At 67.3% G+C, this 23,664-nt stretch carries 26 protein-coding genes; 14 read left to right on the top strand and 12 right to left on the bottom strand.

Going from position 1 to position 23,664, the window contains the following annotated elements; all coding sequences use genetic code 11:
• Positions 1–143: 143 nt before the first annotated feature.
• The 6 genes from ACOZ35_RS04970 (at position 144) to ACOZ35_RS04945 (ending at position 7,803) form a co-directional block, all read left to right on the top strand.
• On the top strand, positions 144–1,910 hold the full coding sequence (locus ACOZ35_RS04970) for a transposase (protein ID WP_424015340.1): 1,767 nt from the start codon (positions 144–146) through the stop codon (positions 1,908–1,910).
• 367 nt (positions 1,911–2,277) lie between these two features.
• Positions 2,278–3,111: an MBL fold metallo-hydrolase gene (locus ACOZ35_RS04965; RefSeq protein WP_424015339.1), complete on the top strand. Its 834-nt coding sequence runs from the start codon at positions 2,278–2,280 to the stop codon at positions 3,109–3,111.
• Between the two features lie 93 nt (positions 3,112–3,204).
• Positions 3,205–4,965: an alanine-zipper protein gene (locus tag ACOZ35_RS04960; RefSeq protein ID WP_424015338.1), complete on the top strand. Its 1,761-nt coding sequence runs from the start codon at positions 3,205–3,207 to the stop codon at positions 4,963–4,965.
• 108 nt (positions 4,966–5,073) lie between these two features.
• On the top strand, positions 5,074–5,979 hold the full coding sequence (locus ACOZ35_RS04955; protein WP_424015337.1) for a hypothetical protein: 906 nt from the start codon (positions 5,074–5,076) through the stop codon (positions 5,977–5,979).
• 419 nt (positions 5,980–6,398) lie between these two features.
• Entirely contained in the window at positions 6,399–6,779 is a 381-nt protein-coding gene (locus ACOZ35_RS04950; protein WP_424015336.1) for a DUF5805 domain-containing protein, read from the top strand.
• Positions 6,772–7,803, top strand: coding sequence for a tyrosine-type recombinase/integrase (locus ACOZ35_RS04945; protein WP_424015335.1), 1,032 nt, complete (start codon positions 6,772–6,774; stop codon positions 7,801–7,803). The genes ACOZ35_RS04950 and ACOZ35_RS04945 overlap by 8 nt, the downstream gene beginning before the upstream one ends.
• Before the next feature lie 338 nt (positions 7,804–8,141).
• Here ACOZ35_RS04945 and ACOZ35_RS04940 read toward each other — a convergent pair whose 3' ends face one another.
• Positions 8,142–8,465 carry a hypothetical protein gene (locus tag ACOZ35_RS04940; RefSeq protein WP_424015334.1) on the bottom strand — a complete coding sequence of 108 codons (324 nt, stop codon included), beginning with the start codon at positions 8,463–8,465 and terminating at the stop codon, positions 8,142–8,144.
• 182 nt (positions 8,466–8,647) lie between these two features.
• Between ACOZ35_RS04940 and ACOZ35_RS04935 the strand changes: the two genes are divergently transcribed.
• Positions 8,648–9,508 carry a phosphatase PAP2 family protein gene (locus ACOZ35_RS04935; RefSeq protein WP_424015333.1) on the top strand — a complete coding sequence of 287 codons (861 nt, stop codon included), beginning with the start codon at positions 8,648–8,650 and terminating at the stop codon, positions 9,506–9,508.
• 383 nt (positions 9,509–9,891) lie between these two features.
• Here ACOZ35_RS04935 and ftsY read toward each other — a convergent pair whose 3' ends face one another.
• The 10 genes from ftsY to ACOZ35_RS04885 all read right to left on the bottom strand — a co-directional run bounded on the left by ftsY (position 9,892) and on the right by ACOZ35_RS04885 (position 16,335).
• Entirely contained in the window at positions 9,892–10,998 is a 1,107-nt protein-coding gene (gene ftsY / locus ACOZ35_RS04930; protein ID WP_424015332.1) for a signal recognition particle-docking protein FtsY, read from the bottom strand.
• Positions 10,999–11,013: 15 nt separating this feature from the next.
• The gene (gene pfdA, locus ACOZ35_RS04925; protein ID WP_424015331.1) at positions 11,014–11,472 is read right to left on the bottom strand and encodes a prefoldin subunit alpha; all 459 of its coding nucleotides are present in this window, start codon (positions 11,470–11,472) and stop codon (positions 11,014–11,016) included.
• Positions 11,472–11,648 carry a 50S ribosomal protein L18Ae gene (gene rpl18a / locus ACOZ35_RS04920; RefSeq protein WP_017343293.1) on the bottom strand — a complete coding sequence of 59 codons (177 nt, stop codon included), beginning with the start codon at positions 11,646–11,648 and terminating at the stop codon, positions 11,472–11,474. Before rpl18a ends, pfdA begins: the two co-directional genes overlap by 1 nt.
• A 118-nt stretch (positions 11,649–11,766) precedes the next feature.
• Positions 11,767–12,582 carry an ABC transporter permease gene (locus ACOZ35_RS04915; protein WP_424015330.1) on the bottom strand — a complete coding sequence of 272 codons (816 nt, stop codon included), beginning with the start codon at positions 12,580–12,582 and terminating at the stop codon, positions 11,767–11,769.
• Entirely contained in the window at positions 12,579–13,553 is a 975-nt protein-coding gene (locus ACOZ35_RS04910) for an ABC transporter ATP-binding protein (RefSeq protein ID WP_424015329.1), read from the bottom strand. Before ACOZ35_RS04910 ends, ACOZ35_RS04915 begins: the two co-directional genes overlap by 4 nt.
• Before the next feature lie 85 nt (positions 13,554–13,638).
• Positions 13,639–14,304 carry a translation initiation factor IF-6 gene (locus tag ACOZ35_RS04905; protein ID WP_424015328.1) on the bottom strand — a complete coding sequence of 222 codons (666 nt, stop codon included), beginning with the start codon at positions 14,302–14,304 and terminating at the stop codon, positions 13,639–13,641.
• Position 14,305: 1 nt separating this feature from the next.
• On the bottom strand, positions 14,306–14,584 hold the full coding sequence (locus ACOZ35_RS04900; protein ID WP_004595726.1) for a 50S ribosomal protein L31e: 279 nt from the start codon (positions 14,582–14,584) through the stop codon (positions 14,306–14,308).
• Positions 14,585–14,737, bottom strand: a complete 153-nt coding sequence (locus ACOZ35_RS04895; protein ID WP_004050128.1) for a 50S ribosomal protein L39e — start codon at positions 14,735–14,737, stop codon at positions 14,585–14,587.
• Between the two features lie 93 nt (positions 14,738–14,830).
• Positions 14,831–15,949: a M20 family metallopeptidase gene (locus ACOZ35_RS04890; protein ID WP_424015327.1), complete on the bottom strand. Its 1,119-nt coding sequence runs from the start codon at positions 15,947–15,949 to the stop codon at positions 14,831–14,833.
• A gap of 101 nt (positions 15,950–16,050) precedes the next feature.
• The gene (locus ACOZ35_RS04885; protein ID WP_424015326.1) at positions 16,051–16,335 is read right to left on the bottom strand and encodes a DUF357 domain-containing protein; all 285 of its coding nucleotides are present in this window, start codon (positions 16,333–16,335) and stop codon (positions 16,051–16,053) included.
• A 78-nt stretch (positions 16,336–16,413) separates the two neighbouring features.
• On the opposite strand from ACOZ35_RS04885, the gene ACOZ35_RS04880 reads away from it, so the two are divergent.
• From ACOZ35_RS04880 to ACOZ35_RS04855, 6 genes are all read left to right on the top strand, one after another.
• Positions 16,414–17,277, top strand: coding sequence for a DUF6498-containing protein (locus ACOZ35_RS04880; RefSeq protein ID WP_424015325.1), 864 nt, complete (start codon positions 16,414–16,416; stop codon positions 17,275–17,277).
• A gap of 61 nt (positions 17,278–17,338) precedes the next feature.
• Entirely contained in the window at positions 17,339–18,097 is a 759-nt protein-coding gene (locus ACOZ35_RS04875) for an RNase P subunit p30 family protein (RefSeq protein WP_424015324.1), read from the top strand.
• On the top strand, positions 18,081–18,704 hold the full coding sequence (locus ACOZ35_RS04870) for a class I SAM-dependent methyltransferase (protein WP_424015323.1): 624 nt from the start codon (positions 18,081–18,083) through the stop codon (positions 18,702–18,704). Before ACOZ35_RS04875 ends, ACOZ35_RS04870 begins: the two co-directional genes overlap by 17 nt.
• A gap of 7 nt (positions 18,705–18,711) precedes the next feature.
• The gene (locus ACOZ35_RS04865; RefSeq protein WP_424015322.1) at positions 18,712–19,191 is read left to right on the top strand and encodes an Rpp14/Pop5 family protein; all 480 of its coding nucleotides are present in this window, start codon (positions 18,712–18,714) and stop codon (positions 19,189–19,191) included.
• Between the two features lie 4 nt (positions 19,192–19,195).
• Complete coding sequence (gene psmA / locus ACOZ35_RS04860; protein ID WP_424015321.1) at positions 19,196–19,969, top strand: archaeal proteasome endopeptidase complex subunit alpha; 774 nt, start codon at positions 19,196–19,198, stop codon at positions 19,967–19,969.
• A 54-nt stretch (positions 19,970–20,023) separates the two neighbouring features.
• Positions 20,024–20,926, top strand: coding sequence for an SDR family oxidoreductase (locus tag ACOZ35_RS04855; RefSeq protein ID WP_424015320.1), 903 nt, complete (start codon positions 20,024–20,026; stop codon positions 20,924–20,926).
• Positions 20,927–20,944: 18 nt separating this feature from the next.
• On the opposite strand, the gene ACOZ35_RS04850 is transcribed toward ACOZ35_RS04855, so the two are convergent.
• Positions 20,945–21,460: a hypothetical protein gene (locus ACOZ35_RS04850; RefSeq protein ID WP_424015319.1), complete on the bottom strand. Its 516-nt coding sequence runs from the start codon at positions 21,458–21,460 to the stop codon at positions 20,945–20,947.
• Positions 21,461–21,688: 228 nt separating this feature from the next.
• Between ACOZ35_RS04850 and ACOZ35_RS04845 the strand changes: the two genes are divergently transcribed.
• Positions 21,689–23,614 (top strand): beta-CASP ribonuclease aCPSF1, encoded by a 1,926-nt coding sequence (locus ACOZ35_RS04845; protein ID WP_424015318.1) that lies wholly within the window; start codon positions 21,689–21,691, stop codon positions 23,612–23,614.
• Positions 23,615–23,664: the final 50 nt, after the last annotated feature.

The following is a 23,664-nucleotide window of genomic DNA, read 5'->3' as shown; positions in this document are numbered from 1 at the left end:
CTTCGATTCGAAGTAATATACTGGTACGCTATGAACGGCTCCCCACTATTCGGCCACGGTCTGCTCGCGGTCGGGAGCCACGCGTCAACTCCTGCTTCCCTTCAGCGTCACCAAGAGCTACGACTTCCGGAAAGGTGGTGTCGATGACAGCGTCTGAAACACCGTCTTCAGACGAAATCCTTCGGTCTATTGAGGCCCAGACAGAGGATCTGTGCCACATTCACGACCACATCACACGCATCATCACGAATCTCGACATCGGTGCCGAGTGGTTCAGCGGGTACGACGACCCCGGTCGTGCGAAGTTCGATTTGGAACCAATGGTTCGGTTATTCCTCTACAAGCACGCACGCGATCTGAATCAGTCGGAGCTCGCCCGCCGCTTGCAAGGCGCTGCGTACGTGCATCTCCGTCTCGGATTCGACCGCCCGATCTCACAGCAGATCATCAGTCACAATAAGCGAGAACGGTTCGTCCCGGACGAACGCCGACTGCTGAAAGACGCTGCTGAAGTCATTCGGTCAGTGTACAGCGATCACGACATCATCCGGACGAATGAGCCAGCACTTGACCCTGAAACGGTTCAGCACGACCAGGTCAGTGACACGGAGATCATGGACGCGGTGGAGCGTGCGACTGAACTTGGGTTCAGTGAATTCACCGCAGATCGCGCCAGTAACGCGAAGTACCCGTTGGAAGCGTATTTCGAGCGACAAGGGTACCTGAATATGTCTCGGGCCGGGACAACGACTCCATCGCGCCGGTTCGCCCGGCTTAGCGAACGAGAAAGCGTTCCGCACGGCTCTTCGCATAACCGTACGATGAAGAAGGTCGCCAAGCCTGACTCGCAACTCACGTTCGATGAATTCGTGACTGGGAAGCAGGTTCCGGCGTGGAAACGAATCCGTGACGAAGTCCTCGAACCGTTCCACGCGGGTGTTGAAAACATTTTAGACGAACTTACGCATGAGGAGTACGATGATGCTGGGTTCACGGAACCGGTTCACGCGGCGATAGACATCACTGCGTGGAATTTCTATGCCTCGCCGTTCATGTCCGAGAAACAAGCTCGTGACTCGGACAGAGACCCCATCAGAGTGACCATTGACGGGGAAGAGAAACTGTTGGACCCCGAGCATCCGGATTTGGTTTCCGGGCTCAAAGACAGCGATGAGCGTGGATACAAGTTTGCGACCATCACGATTATCGCAGAAAACACACCGATTGTCCTCGGGGTGGAACCCGTCCGTGATCAGCGGAAGTGGGAACACGAGATGGGATGGGATGTTGAGCGAACGTCTCGTGCTGACATCGTAGAGAGATTGTTAGAGCAGGCATCCCGGCACGTGGACATTCACAAGGTGTTCCTTGACCGTGGGTTCAGCAGCAAGGAGACACGGGACGTGATCGACCGGCGTGGATTGCTGTACGTGCTGGGGAAGCCAGCCCGTGCGAAGGTAGATAAGGAGAATATTGAAGAGATTAAAGACCACGACACGTACGACAGTCGTATCGGGCACGGGACGCACGAGTATGGCGGTCGTGAACACGACATCACGTACATCTACACGCCGTCGAAGAAGGACGGTGACAAGTACGCGGTGTTCACGGTGAACGAGCACATCGATCATCACCGGGCAGAAGCGCTGCTTGGACAGTACGGCCAGCGGATGGAGATTGAAAACGAGTACAAGACCACCAAGAAGCACTTCCTGCCAACAACGGCATCGAAGGACTTCCGCATCCGGTTCCTGTACTTTGTGGTCGGTACGCTGCTGTATAACGTGTGGCGAATGGCGAACTTCGTGCTGCGAGACGCAGTGGATGTCGATCTTGGTGAATCCCCGCCGATTCTTGCGGGGGAGCTGATCGAGTTGGTCGCGTTCTGCCTGTTCGACCCGCCTGACTGACCGCCAGATTTCTCCGTGTGAGCCTGTTTTCACGAGCGGTAGCTCTGTTTTTTCAGCGATATTTCCATCTGAGATCTCCCTGATTAGCACGCTAATTGTAATCTAATTGGGATTTCTGTCGCGGGGTTCGTTCGTACGACCTGTTTGGTCTCCTGATCCATCGCTCACCCTCTCATTTCGTTTGTAGAAATACCAAACAGTCAGTTTGGGTTCGCACCGCTTGCCGATTTCTATATAGCGATATAAGATACAAACATTTGAATCCAGACAGAATTGCGTTGTAGAACAGACGACGTAATTCAGAATCGACTCGAAAACGCGGGACCACTTCGGAATAATTACCCCCGCCGCTTCCGCATCGACGCCCATGGTCGACTCCGACTGGGGCGACTGGCTGCCGCGCGCGGTCGCGGACGCCGACCCCGACACGGTTGCGCTGTGGTACCTGGGCTGTAACGGCTTCGCGATCAAGGGGAGCGAAGGGACGGTCCTCTGGATCGACCCGTACGTCGGTACGGGCGACCCGCCGCGGACGATCCGGATGATTCCGATCCCCTTCGATCCCGCGGACGTCGAGGACGCTGACGCCGTGTTGGCCACGCACGAGCACACGGACCACGTTCACGGCCCCTCGCAGGCGCCGATCCTGGAGAACACCGACGCCGACCTCGTCGCGCCCGACGACTCGCTCGCGGTCGCCCGCGAGGAGGAGGCGTGGACCGAGGAATACGATGTCAGCGAGGCCGCCTTCACGGAGGTACAGGAAGGTGACGAGCTGCGGATCGGCGAGTTCACCGTTCACGTTGTCGAGACGCACGACGCCGACGCCACGCACCCGGTCGGCTACATAATCGAACACGACGCCGGCACGGTGTTCCACGCCGGCGACAGCAAGCCCTCGCCGTCTTTTACGGGGCTCTCGGAGCGGTTCGACATCGATCTCGGGATCCTCGCGTTCGGCTCCGAGGGCACGGTTCCCGACAAGGAGACGGGCGAGCCGGTGCAAACGAAGTGGTACAGCGACGAGAACGAGATCGCCTCGGCCGCGAACGACCTCGGCCTCGACCGGCTGGTCCCCACCCACTGGGACATGTGGAAGGGCCTGACCGCCGACCCGACCGCGCTTCATGACCACGTGCGGAGCTACGAGTCGCCGAACCGGCTGGAGATAGTCGAGATCGGCGACCGGATCGACCTGTAAACTGGAGTCGAGCGGGCGTTTTCGCGGCGTTTCGGTTATCACCCACGAAACCCGGCCCGTGGAATTTAAGCCCCTGCTCCGGGACGTGCGGGTATGAGCGAACGGACGGCAGAGGCGGCCACGACCGTCGACGAGGACGGCATCCGCGTCGAGAAATCCTTCACGGACGACGCGTTCCCCGTGCCCGCGGTGATGTACACCCTCTCTTCGCACCGCGAGGACCCCGTACGGGTGCGTATCGTCGACCGGATCCCGGAGTCGTTCCCGATGGATCGGGTGGGGTTCCACCCGGAGTACGAGAGCGAGAACTGGACGGCGTACAAGGACCATCGAGTGGAGTTCGAACGCGTGATCGACCCCGACGAGACCGTGGAGACGGTGTTCGGGATCCGCGACGACGACCCCGACCTCGACGGGTTCCTCGGGACGCCGGTGATCGAACACGTCCCGGTCGGCGAGGAGATCGAGGACGTCCTCGGCGCCGGCGACACGGACGCGGTGCGAGAGGTACTCTCCGGCGACCGCGCGACTCTTCCCGGCATGGCGGAAGACGACGAGCTGTTGCCGGAGGATCCGGGAGAAGAGGCCGCCGAGGCCGAGGGCGAAGCGACAGAAGACGACGCGGAACCGGATGCTGGCGGCGAGGAGCCGGAATTCGACGACGAACCGGAACTCGACGAAGAACCCGACGCGCCCGAACCCCGTGCGGTCGACGAGGGCACGGCCGCCGTGACCGCGCACGAGGGAGACCCGATCGGCGCCGCGCCGGAGGCGGAGCCCGAACCGGTCGAGGCCGACGAGGAAACCAACGAAACGCCCGAAACCGACGACGAGACCGTGGACGAAACGGTCGGGGACGAGGTCGAGAGCGACGGCGACGACTCCGAAGCCGACGAGCGCGACGAGCCCGCGAGCCTGCCCGGCGAGGGCGGCCTCGCGGCAGCGCTGGCAGCCGAGATCCGCACCGGCGCGGCCGAGGAGGAGGACATCGAGACTATCGAGGAGGCGTTCGACGGTGGGGTGCCCCGCAGCGTCGACGTACGAATCGCCCGCCTCCAGTCGAGTGTGGCCGACATCGAGGCGTACGCCGACGCACTCGCCGAGTTCATCGACGGCGAGGGGACGGCGCGGGAGATCCTCGACGGGATCGACGAACGCGTCGACGACGTCGAGTCCGAGGTCGACGCCCTCGACGACCGCCTTGACCATGCGGACGACGAGCGCGAAGAGATCGCGTCGGACGTCGACCGCGTCGACTCCGCGGTCGGCTCCGCCTCCGAGGCAGTCGACGCGGTCGACGAGCGGGTGGACGCCGTCGAAGACGACGTCGAAGGCGTCGAAGGCGACGTACGCGCCGTGAAAGCGGACGTGCGGGCGGTCGAAGGCGAGGTCGCGTCCGTCGACGAGTCTGTCGAATCGGTCCGAGACGCCGTCACGACCGTCGAGACCGACGTCGACGACCTCGCTGCCGACGTCGACCAAGTCGAGGGGCAGGCCGACGCGGTCGAAGACGCGGTCGACGACCTGGGCGACGACGTCGAGACGCTGTACGAAGAGGTCGACAGGGCGGCCGAACGCGCGGAGAACGCCGAGGATCTGGCCGAAAATGCGGATGAGCGCGCCGCAGACGCCGCGGAGCGCGTCGACGACGTGGAGTCCGGGCTCGACCGCTTCGACGAGGAGTTCGACGACCTGTGGGACGACCTCGCGGAGGTCGACAGCCGGCTCACCGACATCGAGGGACGCCTCGGCGAGGACCTCGACGACGTGGCGGCCGAGATCGAGGAGATCAACGACCACCTCGACGAACTCGACGAGTTCCGCTCGCGTCTCAACGAGGCCTTCGGCCCCTAAACCGACTATTCTCGACGCTGTTGCGCCGCTTTAGAACGGCGCAGTCGCGTCCCGCCGCACCGGTTCAAAAACGCAACCCGTTTTACCCGCCCGACCGCAGATCGGTCAATGACAGATCCGGTTCCGGTCGCCGTCCCCCGCAAGGGGCGTCCGCTCGAAGCGGTCTTAGAGCGGATCGCGGCCGTCGCGGACGACGACCGCTTCGACCGGCTCGCGGACGGCGTGAGCAACACGCTCCGGTACGAGAAGGCCGTCACGAAGGGGTCCGTCGACGCCGACGCGGGCCCGTACGAGCGGCTCGCCGAGTACTCCGACCCCGCGACCCCGGCCGAGCCGGAGTTCACGCTACTGCGCGACGACCGGAACGGGAAGCCGCGTCGGATCGTCTTCGACGCCGCGACGGTCGATCTGGGCGACGTGATGGTCAAGCTCGTCGGTCGCGAGGAGCCGTTCCGCGCGCTTCGAACACACGAGTTCGCGCTCGGATTCGACTCCGCGGACCTCGTGTTAGAGGAGGTGGTCGGGATTCGAGACGCCGGACTCGGCAACATCTCCGACATCAACGACCGCATCGACCCGGTCGACACCGACGTGCGCGTCGTGACCGGCCTCGGCGACACGGTGTATCACACCCTGATGGGACGTGAGGACCGGCGCGCGCCGAACACGACGTTCGACCGCGCGTACCTCGCCGACTACGAGGGGCCGCTGTGTATCTCGCCGCGGTACGAGCGCCTCGTCACAGCCGTGTTGGGCACCGACGCGCTCGACGGCGTCGAGTTCGTCTATCCCGACGCTGACGAGGAGGAGGAGGCCGCGATCGCCCGGGTCGGCCTCGGCGTGTACCTCACCGTCACCGGCTCCACGGCGCGCGAACACGGCCTCTCCGTGGGCGAACACCTCTTCCCCAGCGAGACGGTTCTGATGCGTAACGGGGCCGAGACGGACGATTCCGTCTCTCGCGTCCTCCGGGCGCTTGAGCACGAGGCGGCCGACTCTGAGATCCGCGTCTGAGTCCGGTATTGTATAGCGGCATAGAATATACGTGTGCGGGCTTAGATGGACTTCGGCCCCAACGCGTGGGATCGACTCGTCGCGAGTATCCGCTGTCGGCCGACCGCAGCGATATGCTCCGTTCTCTTTCGAGAGCCAAGATGATCGGCCGATGTCGTACTCCGGACGCACGCGTGTGAGTCGACGGAGGAGACTCACGACGAGTTGAGCGGCGTACTTCGGCAGGCGTTTCGGTGGGATATGCTACTGAAAGAGATATTCGAAAATCTGTACCTTGATGATACGATCTAGGGTATCAGAATTCAGGATATTTCTTTCTCAGCGGGCGATTTAGGGTATCACTCCCCGAGATAAGGTCACTTATCCGCAAATCTGGGATAGATTGAAGTCACGGCCGTGAGAACCACCGACCCAGAACGATGGGAGGCGATCGACAGTCGGTGAAGACGTACGTGCCGACGGAACAGAAGGAACTGTGGCGTGACCACGCCGACGAACTCGACATGTCGCTGAGCGAGTTCGTCAGGACGATGGTACAGGCCGGGCGCCGGGGGTTCGCACCGACCGATTCGGGCGAGCGCGAGGAACCCGCTTCCGAGGCCGCCGACCCTGGGGGTCACGACCTCGAAAGGGGCGTCCGGACGGCTCTCGAATCGGGCCCCTGCTCGTGGGACGAACTCGTCGAGGCGGTGGTCGGCGACGTCGAAGACGAGCTGGAGGCGACCCTCGACGACCTCCAAGAACGAAACCGGATTCGGTACAGCGGCCGGGATGGGGGGTACGTGTTGACCGATGAGTAGCACGCGCGCGGCCCCCGATCCCGAGGACCCGGTCGGCTACTTCCTCGAGGACCTCACCTACCATGGGAAGACCGACCGGACCCGGGAGTCGTACGAGCGCGTCCTCCGGCGATTCGAGGAGTTTCTGGACGACACCGGACCGGAGTCGGCGACCCACCGCGACTGTATGTCGTTCGTCCACTCGCTACGGGGCGACGTCGCGGACAGCACCGTCGCGACGTACGCGGCCTACCTCCACCGGTTTTACGGGTACATGACGGAGGTCGGCGCCTTCGACGGCAACCCGATGACGCTGGTGATGGAGGAAATGGACGAGACCGTCGACAAGGATCCGGCGCGTCGCGACGTCTCGATCCCGGCGATGCGGTCGTTCGTCGCCGGGATCCGCCACCCGCTCCACCGCGCGCTCGTGGTCACCCTCCTGAAGACCGGAATACGGGTCGGCGAGCTCTGTAACCTCGACTTACGGGACCTGTCGGTCACCGATCCGGGGCTCGAAGCGGCGTACTCGCTCGGGGGGCGCCCGGCGCTGTCCGAGCGGCCGGACTCGATATTCGTGACCGCCGAGGCGACCGTCGGCGAGGAGCTGAACGGCGAGGTGCGAACGGCCGCGAATAAGCGGAAGCGCGGGACCGTGATCCCGGTCGACGACGAGCTCCGTCGGGCGCTGAAGGGGTGGCTCGCCGTTCGACCGGATTCGCCGTCGCCCGCGGAGCCGCTGTTCGTCGGTACCGCGGAGGGGTGGGGCGAACGGCTCCGACCGCAGGCGGTCAGACACGTCGTCGAGCGGTACGCCCGCGAGGAGGGGTGGTACCGGACCGGCGGCGGCGCCGACGAGAACGTCACGCCCCACTACTTCCGGCACTTCTTCACGACGCACCTCCGCGACAGGACCGGCGACCGCGGCGTGGTGAAGTACCTCCGCGGCGACGTCGCCGACGACGTGATCGACACCTACACGCACAACTGGGGGGACCAGGTGCGAGAGGTCTACAAGACGAACGTGTACCGGCTTCTGGTGTGAACTGCTGGGGACGGGTAAAATTCTGTGTTTTGTGTGGCAACGAGAATTTGCTTAGTGCCGAACAGATAAACTGTATCTCGCTATATCGAAATAGCAGTGTTGCCGACGCTTCTGTACAGGCCGTAGGCCACCGAGAACACCGGGGAGAAGGCGTTACTCGGCGAGTCCTTCGTAGTCGTCGAGCCAGCCGGTGACGACCCATTCGAGCGCGACGTCGCCGTCGTTCAGGGTCAAGATGAGGTCGTTAGTGAGGAGAGATTCGGTCATGGCTTGTGGTGGTTCGTTCGGCGGGCGGATTTTGGGGTGGTCCAGCCTCGGTACGTCGGCCATCAGATAGGTTACTTCGCACGGTAGGGTCGTGGATTAGGACTTGCGCCGAACCTCGTCGTCGCTGATGTCGGCGATGCGGCTGGATTCGAGCTCGTAATCGTCCTCGTCCGCGTCTCCCCACCCGAGCCGCGAGCGAATGGGGTCTGCGATTCCGGGAGGGGGGTCGACGTACGCCCGCCCGTTTTCACCGTCTTCACAATCTCGATCTTCTTTCTGGTGGAGTTGACGACCCGCTTCCCCTCGTCGTCCTCGGATATCTTCGTTCGTTTCAATGCGTCCTCTCGGATGGGAGTCGGGCGGATTGTTATGGACGCCGTATCGGAGCGGTCCATCGGTAACGCCGCGTTACCGGTCGATTTGAGCCCCACCTGCGGCGACTCGGCCCCGAGACGTGGAGCGCGAAATCGGTCTCATCGTTGGCGTCGATACCGGCTGTTGACCGGTTCGCCTCGAACGATTACCGTTTCGTGTTGACACCGTGTCACTCATGTGTTGTGGCGCTGTGAACCCGACGATGGCGCTCCTCGAAGTGACCGCCGCCACCGGCCTCTCAGTGGTCGCCGGGACGGCGGTCACAGCCCTCCTCTGCATCGGGCCCCGGCAGGTGTCCCGCGCGATGACCGAAGCCGACGACCGCGTCCGCGAGATCGCCCCTTACCTCGGGGCGGCGCTCGCGCTGCTCGCGGTCAAGCAGCTCACGCAGGGGTACCGTCTGCGCTTCTCGCGGGCGCTCGACTGGAACATCACCGACGAGCTGTACGCCCTAGAGGGCGGGTTCGTGGCCGTTCTCCAAGACCTGACCCCGGACGCGACGCTGGAGTTCTTCACCGTGAGCTACATGGTCGGATTTGCGTTCCTCCTCGTTGCGGCGCCGGTGACGTACTTCCTCTCGCCGGGACCCGGACAGCGACGCCTAAAGGAGCTGCTCGTCGCGTACCTGCTGAACTACGCGGTCGGCACCGTCTGTTACACCCTGTTCATCTCGTACGGGCCACGGAACCACCTGGAGTCGGTCTCGGGACTGATGTACCGGGTGTACCCGCAGACGCAGGACCTCACGGCGGCGGTGGCCTCGAACACGAACGTGTTCCCGTCGCTTCACACCTCCCTCTCGGTCGCCGTCGTCGCCGTCGCGTGGCGCTCGCGACGGACCCACCCCCGGTGGACGCCCGTCGCCGCCGCGGTCGCGGCCGCCGTGGTGTTCTCAACGATGTACCTCGGGATCCACTGGCTCTCCGACGTCGTCGCCGGCGCCGCGCTCGGGATCGTCTCCGTCTCCGCCGCCGCGCGGATCGTGAACCAAGCGGAGTCGCCGACGCTCGCGGCTCACGGCGACGAACGCGGGGAGCCGACCGCCCGGGCCGGCGACGATTAGGGTCCTGCTGCTCGACCCGGAGAGCGGCGAGCCGTACACGGTCGAGGCAGACGGGACCGTCATCGTCGGCGACCGGTACGGCTGGGCGATCGCGGAGAGGATCGGCGCGGCCGCGGCGCTCGCGGAGCGGGCAAGCGAGCGAGGCGACGAGGGAGCGGTCGATCGGTTCCGCGAGTGACGCGAGCGGTTCGTCGACCGCGCCGACGCGTACCGCGGTCCGGCCGGGCTCTGGTACAAGAAGCTCCCGCCCGCGGGGACCTAGGGCGAGCCCGTCTCGCCGGAGCCGCCGGGCGTCGAGCCGGACTACCACCCCGCGAGCGCCGCCTTCGAGGGCTGTCGCTCGGGGATACGGTGAGTCTGCGCAGCAAAAACCGAAGCCGCGGTCACTCCTCGTCGAGCAGGCTCTCGACGAGGTCCTCGGGGTCGAACAGGGTGATGTCGTCGTACCCCTGGCCGGTGCCGAGGAAGAGGATCGGCTTCCCGGTGACGTACGCGACCGAGATGGCGGCGCCGCCCGAGGAGTCGGCGTCGGCCTTCGTCAGGATTGCGCCGTCGATCGCGGCGGCGTCGTCGAACTCCTTCGCGCGGTTGACCGCGTCCTGGCCCGCGACCGCCTCGTCGACGAACAGCGTCATGTCCGGGTCGACGACGCGGTCAATCTTCTCCAGTTGGGCCATCAGGTCGTCGCTCGTGTGGAGCCGGCCCGCCGTGTCGCCGAGGACGACGTCGATGTCGTTCGCCTCCGCGTACTCGACGCCGTCGTAGATGACGGCCGCCGGGTCGCCACCCTGGTCGTGGCTGATCAGGTCGCGTCCGAGCCGGTCGGCGTGCTCGCGGATCTGCTCGTTGGCGCCCGCACGGTAGGTGTCACCGTTCGCGAGGACCGAGGAGTAGCCGCGGTCGGCGAGCCACTCGGAGAGCTTCGCGATGCTCGTCGTCTTCCCGACGCCGTTGACGCCGGTGAAGACGATGGTGACCGGCTTGTCGGCCTCGGCGATCCGCTCTTCGAAGTCGAACTGGCCGACCGCGATAACGTCGAGGAGGGCGTCGTGAAGCGCCGACTCGACGAGCTCGCCGGTCGTCTGGACCTGCTTTCGCGACTCGCCGAGCATGCTCTCGCGGACGCTGTCGAGGATCTGCTCGGCGACGCTCATCTCCACGTCGCTTTCGAGCAGGGCCATCTCGAGGTTCCACAGCGGCTCCTCTAAGTCCTCCTCCTCGATGATGATCCGGCCGGTCGCGAACGCCTTCGCGCGCTGGAAGGTGCTCGGCTCGTCGTCGCTCGACGACGAGTCGCCGTCCGCGGTCGGCTCGTCGGAGTCGGTCTCGGCTGCGGCGGCGTCGGCGTCGTCTGCGGGGTCGGCCGAGGCGTCGCCCGCGTCGCTCTCAGCGGCCGCCCCGTCGTCCGGCGCCGCTTCCTCCTCGACCTCGGTCGACTCCTCGACGTCCTCCCGGAAGCCGGAGAGCTTGTCTTTCAGTCCGTCGAACACGGTCTACTCTCCGTCTTACTCCCCGTCTTCTTCCTCGGTCTGCTGCATCTGCTGCATCTGCTGCTGTTGCATCTGCTGTTGCATCTGCTGAGCCTGCTGTTCGAGCTCGTCGCTCTCGGACTCGAGCTCGTCGACCTCTTCTTCGGTCTCCTCGATGCGGTCGCCGAGCGCCTCCTGCTTGCGCCGGAGGACGTCGATGGCGTCGTCCTGCTCCTGCTCAGCGGAGTAGTTGCCGCCGAGCGAGACGATGACCTCGTCGATGTCCTGGACCTCGGCGCGGAGGTAGGCGCCGCCGCCGAGCGGGACCTGAACGGTCGCGCCCGTGTCGAGCGTCTCGATGGCCTCGATCGCGTCGTCGATGTCAGCCTGCTCCTCGCGGTAGTCCGCGATCTCGGCTTCGAGCGCCTCGATCTCCTCGTCGAGTTCCTGCAGTTCCTGCGAGAGCTGCTGGAGCTGCTGTTGTCCGCCGCCCATCATTCCTCGGACACCTCCTCGATGTCGATCTGGGTGCGCTTGCGGTTGTGCTGGCTCCCGACCGTGGTGTAGATTCGCTCGCGGGCGAGGTCCTCGTTTTCCGCCTCAACGTCCTTCGTGAACGGCTGGTCGCCGTCTCGACTCTGGAACCGTCCACTCACCGTGTAGGTACTCATGTTCCCCGATCCGGCAGGGACAGGGAAGTATCTTCCTAAAAAGGGACAGGCAGCGAGGCGGCCGAGGTCGGAACGAATCGGCCTCGAACAACGGCGGAAGAGTCCCGAAACGCGGCTTTCAACCCGAGAGATCCGCGCGACGGAACCGAACGACTGCGAGGGCGACGAGGACGGTCGTCGCCGCGAGCAGGACCGCCGCGCCCGTGAGGTCGTACTCGCCCAAGACGAGGACTGCGGAGGGGTCATAATGCGCCGTCGGGCTAAGGTCTCCCGCCTCGGCGTAGTCGGTACTCGCGACGACGGACTCGAACATGAACAGCGCGAACAGCGCGCCGAGCGCGACCCGCTGGGCGATCCCCGGGCGCGAGACGAGCGTCGACACGGCGATGCCGACCGCGACGCAGGTCAGGTGGTACGGCACCGCCAGCGCGTGGACGGCGACGAGCCGCTCGACCGCGATGGTCTCCCCGACCGCGAGGACGCCGACGTACGCGACGACCGGGAGCACGACGTTCAGGAGCGCGACGAGCGGAACCAGCCCGAGGAACCGCCCGATAACCACGTCGCGGCGCGCGACCGGCGCCGATAGCGTGAGGTCCATCCGGCCGGAGGCGACGTCGCCGGCGATCGTCCCCCCGGCGAGGTACGCGAGGTAGAGGCCGACGAGGAGCAGCCACGCGAACTGGTAGAACTCCACCGCGAGGAACCCCTCGATGGAGGAGATGGCGATGATCCCGAACGCCTCTCGGAGCGCGGGCGGGAACGCCTCGACGTACGCGTCGAGGTCGACGTCCGCGGTCGCCAGCGACGGGAAGAAGGCGAGGAACAGCAGGAGGAACGCGGAGAGCAGGCCCGTCACCACGGCCGACCCGCGGGCCCGCCCGGCGGCGTCGTACCGCGCGATCGCGAGCCACGGGGTCGCGCGGTCGCTCATTCGGCGTCACCTCCGGGCGCGGCGGTCGAATCCGACGGCGTCTCGGCGGCGGTGGTCCCCCCGGACCGCCGTCGCTCGCCGCCGACCGGTCCCGGGACGTCGCCGTCGTAGAAGGTCATGAACGCCTCCTCGAGCGGTGCGTCGACGACGTCGAGGTCCAGCACGGTGTAGCCCGAGAGCAGGTCGATCAGCGCGTCGTACTCGCCGGTCCAGGTGAACGAGACGGTCTCGCCGACGCGGAGGTTCATGATCCCGCGGCGCTCGAAGTCGCCGCGCTCGACGTCCTCCGCGACGCGGACCCGAACCTGCTTTCCGCCCCGGGATCGGAGTTCGGCGACGGACTCGACCGCGACGAGGTGCCCCTCTCGGAGGACGCCGACGCGGTCGCAGAGCGCTGCTACCTCGCCGAGGACGTGCGAGGAAAGAAGGACGCTTGCCCCGTCGTCGACGCGCTCGCGCACCAGGGCGGCGAACTCCTCTTGCAGCAGCGGGTCGAGCCCGGAGGTCGGCTCGTCGAGCAGCAGCAGGTCGGGGTCGTGCATGAACGCGGCTACCAGCGCCACCTTCTGCCGGTTCCCCCGCGAGAGGTCGGCGATGCGGCGGGACTCGTCGAGGTCGAACCGGTCGACGAGGTCGTCTCGGCTCGACTCGCCCTGAAGTGCCGCCTGGTGGTCGAGAAAGGCCTTCGCAGTGCGGTCGCGGTCGAGTCCGGGGTCGCCGGGGAGGTATCCGATTCGCTCGCGGGCGCGGCGGGACTCGACCGGATCGGTCGCGTCGCGGCCGAGCAGCGTCGCGCCGCCGCTCGTCGGCGAGAGGAATCCCAACAGGGTGCGGATCGCGGTCGTTTTCCCCGCGCCGTTCGGGCCGAGGAAGCCGAACACCTCGCCGTCCTCGACAGCGAAGGAGACGTCTTCGATCCCTCGGACGTCGCCGTAGTACTTGGAGAGGTTTCGACACTCGATAGCGGGCATACCGCACCCAACTCCGGTGCGACTCTTAAATGTGTAAGTGCGATACGAACTGAGTTGAGAAAGACGGGGAGCGTCGGCGAACTGCTCAGTCGATGAAGCCGAGCGTCTCCTCGATCCGGCCCAGTTCCGGGCCGGTCGTGTCCTCGCCGACGACGTACCCCTCGTCGGTGGCCACGAGGCCGGAGCCGACGAGCGGCGCGCCGTAGTTGACGGTGCCGAGGTCGGCGCGGACGTCGAGCGCCTCCTCGACCGCCTGAAGCTCCGACTCCGTCGACTGCGGGTGACAGAGCACGCCCGTGTTGTTGGCGACCGCCGCCGTGCCGACTGTTCTGACGTCGCCGAGGTCGCCCCGCGTCACGGGGACGTCGAGGGCCTCTTTGATCACCTGGACCGACTCGCGCGAGAGGTCGGGGTGGACGTACGCACCGTAGTCGTTCGCGAGGACGACGTTGCCGGCGGCGTTGATTTCGCCCGGCAGCTCGCGCACCGTGACGCCGGCGGCGTCGGCGATGCGGTCCTTTTCGCGCTCGGTCGCACGCGAGGAGACGAGCACGCCCTGCTCGTTGCCCGTCGCGAGCGCTCCGACCGTGTTGGACCGACCGACCGTCGTCAGCAGCGGCTCCGCGCCGAGTTCCGCGCCGAGGTCCTCGGCGAGGTCCTCGTCGACGTCCGGCCGGACTAACAGGAGGTCGTCGACGGCGCGGGCGAACACGCCCACGTACGACGAGCCGGTGAAGGTCGCCCGTAACACGTTACTCGGCGTGTTCGGCCTCGACGACCGGTTCGCCGTCCTCGACGAACCGAGCCGCGCGGACCCGCACCGTGCTGGGCGGGTTCTGTCGCCCGTTCTCCCAGACGGCCTCGTTGACGGAGCCGTCGATGATCACGTCGCCCTCGTCGACGGAGAAGTGCTTGGCGAGGTGCTGTCGCGTGATCTTCATGGCGTAGTCGGCGCGCTGCTGGACGGGCTTCTCCTTGGCGTCGCGGAGCGGGACGGTGACGACGCGCTCCTCGAAGTCGTTCGTCGACATTTACTCGTCCAGGTCGTTCCGGCGCCAGTTGCGCCGCTTGGGGTTTCGCGTCACGTTCATGTCCGTCTTCATCATGACCCACGCGGGGACGCGGGTGTTCTGGCGCTCCGCCTTCGCCAGACGCTTCTTTTGAGCCTTTGACTTGTCTCCCATAGTGGCGCACACTTTCCACGGAGCGCATAAAACCCCTTCCATACGGGGTCGGACGCGAGTCGAGGGGATCGGCCCACTGCTCCCCCGACGGCTCTACAGCTCCCGCTCGGCGATCCCGGCGTAAATCCGGTAACAGCGGTCGAGGACGTCGAGGCCCGCGCTCTCGGTGTCCGTGTGTGCCTCGCCGGGCTCGGAGGCGCCGCAGACGAGGCAGTCGGTGCCGGCCTCCGCGAGCCACCCCGCGTCGGTCGCGTGTGGCTTGGTGACGTGTTCGGGCGCGTCGAGGCCGCGCTCGTCGTGGACCGCGCGGGCGACGTCGAGCGCGGCGTCGGCAAACGCCGCGTCGCCGCAGGCCATCGGCGGGAGGTCCTGATCGACGACGAGCTCGACGCCAGGAGTCGCCTCGGCGACGCCAGCGAGGTCCGCGCGGCCGCCGGGGACCGTCCGCTCGTCGACCGTCGCCTCGCAGCGCTCCGGGATCACGTTCCACGTCTCGCCGCCGTCGACGATCGTGACCGCGAGCGACCCCGATACGTCGTTCCCAAGGACCGTCGCATCGGGAACGTCGAGGTCGCGCACCCCATCGATGGCGTCGCAGGCGCGGTAGATCGCGTTCTCGCCGGCCTCCGGCTCCGAGGCGTGCGCGGCCTCCCCGTGCGCGACGAGCCGCGACCCCCGTCGTCCGCGATGGGCGACGACCACGTCCGTGACGCCCGGCTTCGAGTAGTTCGTCGACCCCTCGGCGACGACCGCGCGGTCGGGAGCGAACCCGGCGTCGATCGCGTGGCGCGCACCCTCGCCGCCGATCTCCTCGCCGACGAACGAGGCGAAGATCAGCTCTCGGCCCGCCGGCGGCGTCGCGTCCCGGAACGCGAGCATCGCGGCCGCGACCGACCCCTTCATGTCGGCCGTGCCGCGGCCGTAGATCCGCCCGTCGCGGCGCTCCACGACGTACTCGCCGTCGAGTCCCTCTCCCGCGGTCTGCTCGGGCGCCGGCGGCACGACGTCGTGATGGCCGACGAAGGCGAGCGAGTCGGCGTCCGGATCGTCAGTCGCGCCCGCGAACGCGAGCACGTTGCCGGCGTCGTCGCGCTCGACGGTCGCGTCGGTCTCCGCGCGCAGCCACTCCTCGATGGCGTCGCCCGCGGCCGTCTCGTCCTCGTGGGAGGGGATCGAGACGAGCCGCTCGGTCAGGTCGACGAGTTCGTCCATGTCACCAGTGGCGGCCGTCACCGCTTAAGCGCGTCCCTCGGGGAGCGTTCCGGACGGTCGGGGCGAGAGGGACTGGCGGTCAAAGCGAGGCGAACCCGACCTCAAGTCGTGAACAGCTCGGTGTCGTCGGGCACCGCGAACAGCCCGAGTCTGACCCCGGCGTCGAGCCAGCCGTAGCCGTACGAGTAGGAGGCGAGCGCGTTCACCGGGTCGCCGTCGTCGCGGAAGTGCCGGCCGTCGTCGAGGTACGACTCGGCCATCTCCGCCACGTCGGCGGCCGCCTCGCCCAGCGGCGTGTCGGCCGGGGGACGCGGCTCCGCGACCGCCAGCGCGTCCGCGAGCATCCGCTCGTAGCGGTCCGTCTTCTCCTCCAAGTCGGCGGGCATGCCCGGTGGTTCCCGCGAGCGACCAAAAAGGGGTCGGGGGAGCGAGATTTATGTTCGCCGCGACCGGGGGAGGAGACGATGCCCTCCGACGGATCGGCGGAGAGCGGTCACGGCCCGTCTCGCCCGCTGGACCCCACTGGTCGCGGGGCGCTCGCGCTCGTGCTCGCGACGAACCTCCTCCCGCTCGCCGGCGTCGTCGCGTTCGGCTGGCGCGTCGGCGAGCTGCTCGCGGTGTACTGGATCGAGGTGGCCGTCTTGGTCCTCGCGCACGGCGCCGCCGCGATGTTCGCACGGCGACCGATCGTCTTGGCGGACCGCTCGTTCTACATCACCGGCTACGACGACGACGCGGAGCGCGACGCGGTGTGGGAGCGCGACCCGGAGCCGATTCACCTCGTCTCGTGGCTGCCGCCGATATACCTCCGGAATGCGCGCGTCGTCCGCCGGTCGCTCGGCATCTTCGGGTTTCTCCTCTTCCCGCTCGTCCCGGTCGGATGGGACGCGATTTCGTACCTCACGCCGACCGTCGGGCTGGCGACGCTCGGCGTCTGCGGCGCGCAGGTCGCTGAGGTGCGGCGCGAGTTCTTCACTGACCGGGCCTACGAGGAGCTGTCACCGTACATGGTCGTCGAGGCCGCCCAGCGCGTCGTCTACTTCTACTTCATGATCGGAATGCTGACGGTGATTCCAGTCACCATCGGCCTCTTCGCGGTCGAGGCGGCTCTCGCTCCCGGGCTGCTCGACCGCGTCGCCGACGCGTTCGGCGTCGGGGTCCTCCTCGTCCCGTACCTGCTCCCGATCACGCTCGCGAAGGCGGTCGTCGAGTGGAGCCGCCGCCGAGCGGTCAACGAGGACAACCCGGACGGCATTGCGACGTGGTTTACCGGCGAGGACCCACGCCGCGAGTGGAAGAAGGAGGAGGAGTCCGCCGGAGACGGGTGACCGGCTGGCAGGGAACGGCGAAAGCGCAACGCCGATACGCTCGGCCGCGAAACGAGGGCACATGTACGAGGCCGTTCACGCCTACCCGGACGGGGAGGCGACCGTCGCGCGCCACGCCGCGACCGCCGCTCGCCACGGCTACGACGGGATCGTGGTGCGGACGCGCGACGCGCTGGACCCCGCTGAGGGAGGCGGGCAAGGCGGTTCGGCCCCAGCCGACGCAGACGAGAGCCCAGTCCGCGACCAAGACGCGCTCGGCGAGGAGTACGGGATCGACGTCGTCGACGCGGTCGAGATCGACGACGACGACCCGACGAGCGCCTCCGGCGCGGTCGGGAACTACCGCTCCGACCGGACCGTGGTCTGCGTCGTCGGGGGCGACGACGCCCTGAATCGCTTCGCTGTCGAGCAGGCGCGCGTCGACGTCCTCGCCCGCCCGATGGCGGACGGCGGCGACTTCAACCACGTCCTCGCGAAGGCGGCGCGCGACAACGGCGTCCGCGTCGAGTTCGACTTCGGCCCGGCGCTGCGCGAGACCGGCGGGAAGCGGGTCCGGGCGCTCGCGGACCTCCGGAAGCTCCGCGAGATCGTCGACCACTACGACGCGCCGTACGTCGTGAGTGCGAACGCACGCTCGCACCTCCAGCTGCGAGCGCCCCGGGAGCTGGTCGCGGTCGGCGAGGCGATCGGGTTCGACGCCGAGGCCGTCCGCGAGGGGCTGCGAGCGTGGGAGGACCTCGTCGAACGCAACCGGGACCGCCGCTCCGAGGCCTTCATAGAGCCGGGGGTCCGACGTGGCAGGTATGAAGAAGACGGTTGAGGAGCACGCCGAGCGGTTCTCCGAGAAGGCGGCCGAGTACGACGACTCGAAGAGCCAGGAGTACCACGCCTGCGCGAGCCTCGTGATCGACCACGCGGCGCCCGAGGCCGACGACGTGGTCCTCGATCTTGGCGCCGGGACTGGCGCCATCGCGCTCGCGGTCGCCGAGGACGCCGAGCGTGTTCTCGCGCGAGACGTTAGCGAGGGGATGATGGAGGAGGGGCGCCGGAAGGCGGCCGACCGCGGGCTCGACAACGTCGAGTTCGCGTACGGCGAGTTCCGCGACCCCGGCCTCGACCCGGACCAGCGGGTCGACGTCGTCACCTCGAACTTCGCGCTCCACCACCTCGCTGACGACGAGAAGCGCGAGGCGATCCGGGTGATGGCGGAGACGGGCGCGCGGCGGATCGTCCTCGGCGACGTCGCCTTCTTCGAGGAGCCGGACCCCGACGCGCCGTTCTACAGCCCCGAGGTCGACGACCCTGCGACGGTCGGCACGTTGGTCGAGGCGTTCACCGCGGAGGGGTTCGCGGTGACCACGGTCGAGCGCGTCCACGATCAGGTGGCGGTGATCGTCGCGGAGCGGATCCGTGAGCTGCCCGCGTGATCTCTCCGTGAAACATCTCCCGAAACACCTCCGGCCGCGGTGGCGCTACATCGCAGTCGGAATCGAGTCGTGGGCGGACGCCGAGATCGGCCGGCGGGCCTTTCAGCGCGCGCTGTGGTACAGCGCCGGCAACCTCCTCGGGGACGCCGGCAGCGCCGACGCCGACCTCACGCTGCTGTCGTTCGCGCACGCGAACGGGACCGGCGAGGCCGTCGTCCGCGTCAGACACGGACACGTCGACGACGCGCGCGCCGCGATCGCCTGCGTGAGCGAGGTCGACGACGAGCCGGTCGGAATCCTCGTCAGGGGGATTTCGGGGACGGTGCGTGCCTGTGAGGAAAGATATATGGGTCGCGCGACCCCCAGTTCGACACAGCGAGACGTCGCGTTCGAGGGCGCCGAGCGGCCCGCGGTCGTGCGCGGAGACACGTGCGATCTGTGGGGCGGGTCGGCCCGCGTCGGCGCGACGACGTTCGACACCGAGTGATATCATGCAGGGCCAATCTCAACAACAGGCGTACGACCGCGGCATCACAATCTTCTCTCCGGACGGCCGACTCTACCAGGTCGAGTACGCCCGGGAGGCGGTGAAACGAGGGACGGCGAGCGTCGGGATCCGCGCCGAGGACGGGGTCGTCCTCGCGGCCGACAAGCGCGCCCGCTCCCCCCTCATGGAGCCGGAGAGCATCGAGAAGCTCCACAAGGCCGACGACCACGTCGGCGTCGCGAGCGCGGGTCACGTCGCCGACGCCCGCCAGCTCATCGACTTCGCGCGCCGACAGGCGCAGGTGAACCAGCTCCGCTACGGCGAGCCCGTCGGCATCGAGACGCTGACGAAGAACATCACCGACCACATCCAGCAGTACACGCAGGTCGGCGGCGCGCGCCCGTTCGGCGTCGCGCTCATCGTCGGCGGCATCGAGGACGGCGAGCCGCGCCTGTTCGAGACCGACCCCTCGGGAACCCCCTACGAGTGGCAGGCGCTCTCCATCGGATCGGACCGCAGCGACCTCCGCGACTACTTAGAGGAGGAGTACGAGGAGGGCATCTCGACGGACGAGGCGGTCGGGCTCGCGCTCGATACCCTCGCACAGTCGAACGACGGGGAGCTCTCCCCCGACGGCGTCGGCGTCGCGACGATCACCGTCGACGACCCCGAGTACGCCGAGCGCCCGGCCGACGAGATCGAGGAGATCCTCGCGGAGCGGGACCTGCTCCCGACCGACGAGGACGAGGCGGACGGCGAAGACGCAGACGAGGAGTAACGCGCCCGTTCGCTCCCGGTCGGCGGGGACGTTCCGCGCCGGGCCGGGAGAGTTATGCCGTCGGAGACTGACCGGAGAGGCGTGCAGAAGACGGCACTCATCACCGGCTGTTCCTCGGGCATCGGCCGCGCCGCGGCGCACGCGTTCCTCGACGAGGGATGGACCGTGTACGCCACCGCGCGGAACCCGGCGGACGTCGAGGCGCTCGGCGAGGCGGGCTGTGAGCTCGCCACGCTCGACGTCACCGACCAGGACGACGTCGACCGCGTCGTGGACCGCATCTTAGACGAAGAGGGAGCGATCGACGCGCTGATCAACAACGCCGGCTACGGCCAGTTCGGACCGATCGAGGACGTCACGACCGACCGCGTCCACGACCAGTTCGACGTGAACGTGTATGGCCCGCATCGACTCATTCGGGCAGTCCTCCCCGCGATGCGCCGCGAGCGCGACGGGACCATCGTCAACGTCTCGTCGGTCGCGGGCCGGGTGTCGATGCCCGGCGGCGGCGTGTACAGCGGGTCGAAGTTCGCACTGGAGGCGATGTCCGACGCGCTCCGGAACGAGGTCGCGGACCTCGGAATCGACGTGGTCGTCGTCGAGCCCGGCCCCGTGAAGACGAACTTCTCGAAGCGCGCACAGGCGGAGGCCGGCGCCGATCCGGACGGGGACGACGCGGAAGCGGCCGACCCCGACGATCGCGAGGGAATCGAGCGGACCGACGCGTACGACGAGTTCTACGCGATGTTCGAGGACGCGAAGCTGATCGGCGGCGACGGCCCCGGCGCGGTCGAGCCGGAGCTCGTCGCGAACGCCATCTACGACGCCGCGAGCGCAACCCAGCCCCCGGCGCGGGTCCAGCCCGGCACGGTCGCACGCGTCGGCGTCCTCGCGCGGTTCCTCCCCGACGCGCTGCTCGACAAGGCGTACGGGCTCGTCAGGAACGTCACGTCGTAAGGCGGCGCTGACGACCGATCACGCGTCGGGACCGACCGCGAACGGGCTCTCTTCTTCCCGCCAGTTCCACCCCGGGAGTCGCGTCTGGAACCCCGCCGCGAGCGCGGCGTCGAGGTCGTCCGCGCCGGCCGTGCCCGCGCCAGAGCGGTCCGCGTCGGCCGTGGCGTCCCGGTCCACGTAGAGGTCGGCGACGTGGAACGTCGCCTGCGCGAGCAGCGAGAGGGGGCGGCCGCCGGCGATCGTAGACGCGAGTTCCCGGCCGAGGACCTCGTCGACGACGAACCCGGGGTAGTCGCCCGCCACGTCGAGGTCGCGAAGGAGCGCGACGCAGGCCGCGACGTTGACCGCGACCTCGCCGTCGGCGAACACGGCGTCGACCTCGCGACGGTACGCGTCGGGCGCCACCGCGTCGACGTCCGTCTCGAAGAGTCGACCGAGGCGGTCGCGGGTGTCGTTGAGTATCGGGACGACGACATCGGCGCGGTCACGGACCCAAGCGTGTTCGTCGCGGACCGTCTGCGGCGTAACGCGCATGGGCGGGGTTGGGCCGCCTGCGGCTTGCCCTTTGCGAAGGCTTTTATAACGGCGGGGCAGTAGCGTGAACCAAGCGGGTTTTCGCTGGCTGTTCCCGCGTACGGAACCAGTACGGACAGTACTTCCACTATGCCTACCCCGTCACGGTCGATCGATCGGCGGCGAGTCGCCGCACGACGCGCGACGCGATTCGACGACGACGGCGGCCTCGACGACCCGCAGTGAGATATGAGTCAAGTCGACAAGCAACTCGATACGTTGAAATCCGAGATAGAACAGGAGATTCCGAACGACATCACGGTCACCGACGTGAAATACGAGGGGCCGGAGCTGGTCGTGTACACGCGCGACCCCAAGCGCTTCGCGGGCGACGGCGACCTCATCCGACGGCTCGCCTCGAAGCTCCGCAAGCGGATCACGGTCCGTCCGGACCCGAGTGCCCTCTCGCCGCCGGCGCGGGCCGAAGACGAGGTCCGCGAGGTGATCCCGGAGGAGGCCGGCGTGACCGATCTGGACTTCCACGAGGACACCGGCGAGGTCGTCATCGAGGCCGAGAAACCCGGCATGGTGATCGGCCGCCGCGGCTCGACGCTCCGCGAGATCACCCAAGAGGTCGGCTGGACCCCCGAGGTCGTTCGGACGCCGCCGATAGAGTCCTCCACCGTCTCGAACGTCCGCGGCTTCCTGAAGAACGAGCGCGAGGAGCGCCGCGACATCCTCGAACGCGTCGGCCGGCAGATCCACCGCGAGGAGATGTCCGACGACGAGTGGGTCCGGATCACGACGCTCGGCTGCTGTCGCGAGGTCGGCCGCGCGGCCTTCATCCTCTCGACGCCCGAGACCCGGATCCTCATCGACTGCGGCGACAAGCCCGGCGCCGAGGGCGAGGTGCCGTACCTCCAAGTGCCCGAGGCGCTCGGCGCGGGCGCGGCGACCCTCGACGCGGTCGTGTTGACCCACGCCCACCTCGACCACTCGGCGCTGGTCCCGCTGCTGTACAAGTACGGCTACGACGGCCCCATTTACACGACTGAGCCGACCCGCGACCTGATGGGCCTGCTCACGCTCGACTACCTCGACGTCGCCGCGAAGGACGGGCGGACGCCCCCCTACGAATCCGCGCAGGTCCGCGAGGCGATCAAACACACCATCCCGCTGGAGTACGGCGACGTGACCGACGTTGCGCCGGACGTGAAGCTCACTTTCCACAACGCCGGCCACATCCTCGGCAGCGCGGTCACCCACTTCCACATCGGCGACGGCCTCTACAACGTCGCGTTCTCGGGCGACATCCACTACGAGGACACGCGCCTGTTCAACGGCGCCGTCAACGACTTCCCGCGCGTCGAGACGCTCGTCTTAGAGTCCACCTACGGCGGCCGCAACGACTACCAGACCGACCAGGAGGACTCCGAGGAGGCGCTCAAGGAGGTCATCAACGAGACGTACGAGCAGGGCGGGAAGGTCGTCATCCCCGCCTTCGCCGTGGGGCGCTCCCAAGAGATCATGCTCGTCTTGGAGGAGGCGATGCGCGAGGGCGAGATCCCCGAGATGCCCGTCCACCTCGACGGGATGATCTGGGAGGCGACAGCGATCCACACCACCTACCCCGAGTACCTCCGCGACGACCTCCGCGACCGCATCTTCCACGAGGACGAGAACCCGTTCCTCGCCGACCAGTTCAACCACATCGACGCCGGCGAGGACGAGCGGCAGGAGGTCGCCGACGGCGACGAGTGCATCGTCATCTCCACCTCCGGGATGATCGAGGGCGGGCCGATCATGTCGTGGCTCCGCCACATCGGCCCCGACCCGGACTCGAACCTCGTCTTCGTCGGCTACCAGGCGCAGGGGACGCTCGGGCGCCGGATCCAGAACGGTTGGGACGAGATCCCGGTCGACGGCTGGGGCGGCGGGAGCCGCGGCGACACGCTCACCCTGGAGATGGGCACCGAGGTCGTCGACGGCTTCTCCGGCCACGCCGACCGACAAGGGTTAGAGAACTTCGTGAAGACGATGAACCCGCGTCCGGAGAAGGTGTTGTGCGTCCACGGCGACGAGAGCTCCGTTCAGGACCTCTCGTCCGCGCTGTACCATGACTACAACATGCGGACGTTCGCACCGAAGAACCTGGAGACGTTCCGGTTCAAGTAGGCGGGCGACACCCTGTGTGACGCTCTGTCGTGCCGTCGTCAGCCGACGCG

It is taken from the genome of Halorubrum xinjiangense (assembly GCF_049604745.1).
GTDB classification, from domain to species: Archaea; Halobacteriota; Halobacteria; order Halobacteriales; family Haloferacaceae; genus Halorubrum; species Halorubrum xinjiangense_A.
The sequence above is the reverse complement of the archived record's forward strand: the minus strand, read 5'-3'. Positions and strand labels throughout refer to the sequence as shown.

Bases quoted from the DNA above. Each gene is read 5' to 3' on its own strand.
- ACOZ35_RS04970 (WP_424015340.1), top strand. From the start codon at position 144: ATGACAGCGTCTGAAACACCGTCTTCAGACGAAATCCTTCGGTCTATT.
- ACOZ35_RS04965 (WP_424015339.1), top strand. From the start codon at position 2,278: ATGGTCGACTCCGACTGGGGCGACTGGCTGCCGCGCGCGGTCGCGGAC.
- ACOZ35_RS04960 (WP_424015338.1), top strand. From the start codon at position 3,205: ATGAGCGAACGGACGGCAGAGGCGGCCACGACCGTCGACGAGGACGGC.
- ACOZ35_RS04955 (WP_424015337.1), top strand. From the start codon at position 5,074: ATGACAGATCCGGTTCCGGTCGCCGTCCCCCGCAAGGGGCGTCCGCTC.
- ACOZ35_RS04950 (WP_424015336.1), top strand. From the start codon at position 6,399: ATGGGAGGCGATCGACAGTCGGTGAAGACGTACGTGCCGACGGAACAG.
- ACOZ35_RS04945 (WP_424015335.1), top strand. From the start codon at position 6,772: ATGAGTAGCACGCGCGCGGCCCCCGATCCCGAGGACCCGGTCGGCTAC.
- ACOZ35_RS04940 (WP_424015334.1), bottom strand. From the start codon at position 8,465: ATGGACCGCTCCGATACGGCGTCCATAACAATCCGCCCGACTCCCATC.
- ACOZ35_RS04935 (WP_424015333.1), top strand. From the start codon at position 8,648: ATGGCGCTCCTCGAAGTGACCGCCGCCACCGGCCTCTCAGTGGTCGCC.
- pfdA (WP_424015331.1), bottom strand. From the start codon at position 11,472: ATGGGCGGCGGACAACAGCAGCTCCAGCAGCTCTCGCAGGAACTGCAG.
- rpl18a (WP_017343293.1), bottom strand. From the start codon at position 11,648: ATGAGTACCTACACGGTGAGTGGACGGTTCCAGAGTCGAGACGGCGAC.
- ACOZ35_RS04915 (WP_424015330.1), bottom strand. From the start codon at position 12,582: ATGAGCGACCGCGCGACCCCGTGGCTCGCGATCGCGCGGTACGACGCC.
- ACOZ35_RS04910 (WP_424015329.1), bottom strand. From the start codon at position 13,553: ATGCCCGCTATCGAGTGTCGAAACCTCTCCAAGTACTACGGCGACGTC.
- ACOZ35_RS04900 (WP_004595726.1), bottom strand. From the start codon at position 14,584: ATGTCGACGAACGACTTCGAGGAGCGCGTCGTCACCGTCCCGCTCCGC.
- ACOZ35_RS04895 (WP_004050128.1), bottom strand. From the start codon at position 14,737: ATGGGAGACAAGTCAAAGGCTCAAAAGAAGCGTCTGGCGAAGGCGGAG.
- ACOZ35_RS04890 (WP_424015327.1), bottom strand. From the start codon at position 15,949: ATGGACGAACTCGTCGACCTGACCGAGCGGCTCGTCTCGATCCCCTCC.
- ACOZ35_RS04885 (WP_424015326.1), bottom strand. From the start codon at position 16,335: ATGCCCGCCGACTTGGAGGAGAAGACGGACCGCTACGAGCGGATGCTC.
- ACOZ35_RS04880 (WP_424015325.1), top strand. From the start codon at position 16,414: ATGCCCTCCGACGGATCGGCGGAGAGCGGTCACGGCCCGTCTCGCCCG.
- ACOZ35_RS04875 (WP_424015324.1), top strand. From the start codon at position 17,339: ATGTACGAGGCCGTTCACGCCTACCCGGACGGGGAGGCGACCGTCGCG.
- ACOZ35_RS04870 (WP_424015323.1), top strand. From the start codon at position 18,081: ATGAAGAAGACGGTTGAGGAGCACGCCGAGCGGTTCTCCGAGAAGGCG.
- psmA (WP_424015321.1), top strand. From the start codon at position 19,196: ATGCAGGGCCAATCTCAACAACAGGCGTACGACCGCGGCATCACAATC.
- ACOZ35_RS04855 (WP_424015320.1), top strand. From the start codon at position 20,024: ATGCCGTCGGAGACTGACCGGAGAGGCGTGCAGAAGACGGCACTCATC.
- ACOZ35_RS04850 (WP_424015319.1), bottom strand. From the start codon at position 21,460: ATGCGCGTTACGCCGCAGACGGTCCGCGACGAACACGCTTGGGTCCGT.
- ACOZ35_RS04845 (WP_424015318.1), top strand. From the start codon at position 21,689: ATGAGTCAAGTCGACAAGCAACTCGATACGTTGAAATCCGAGATAGAA.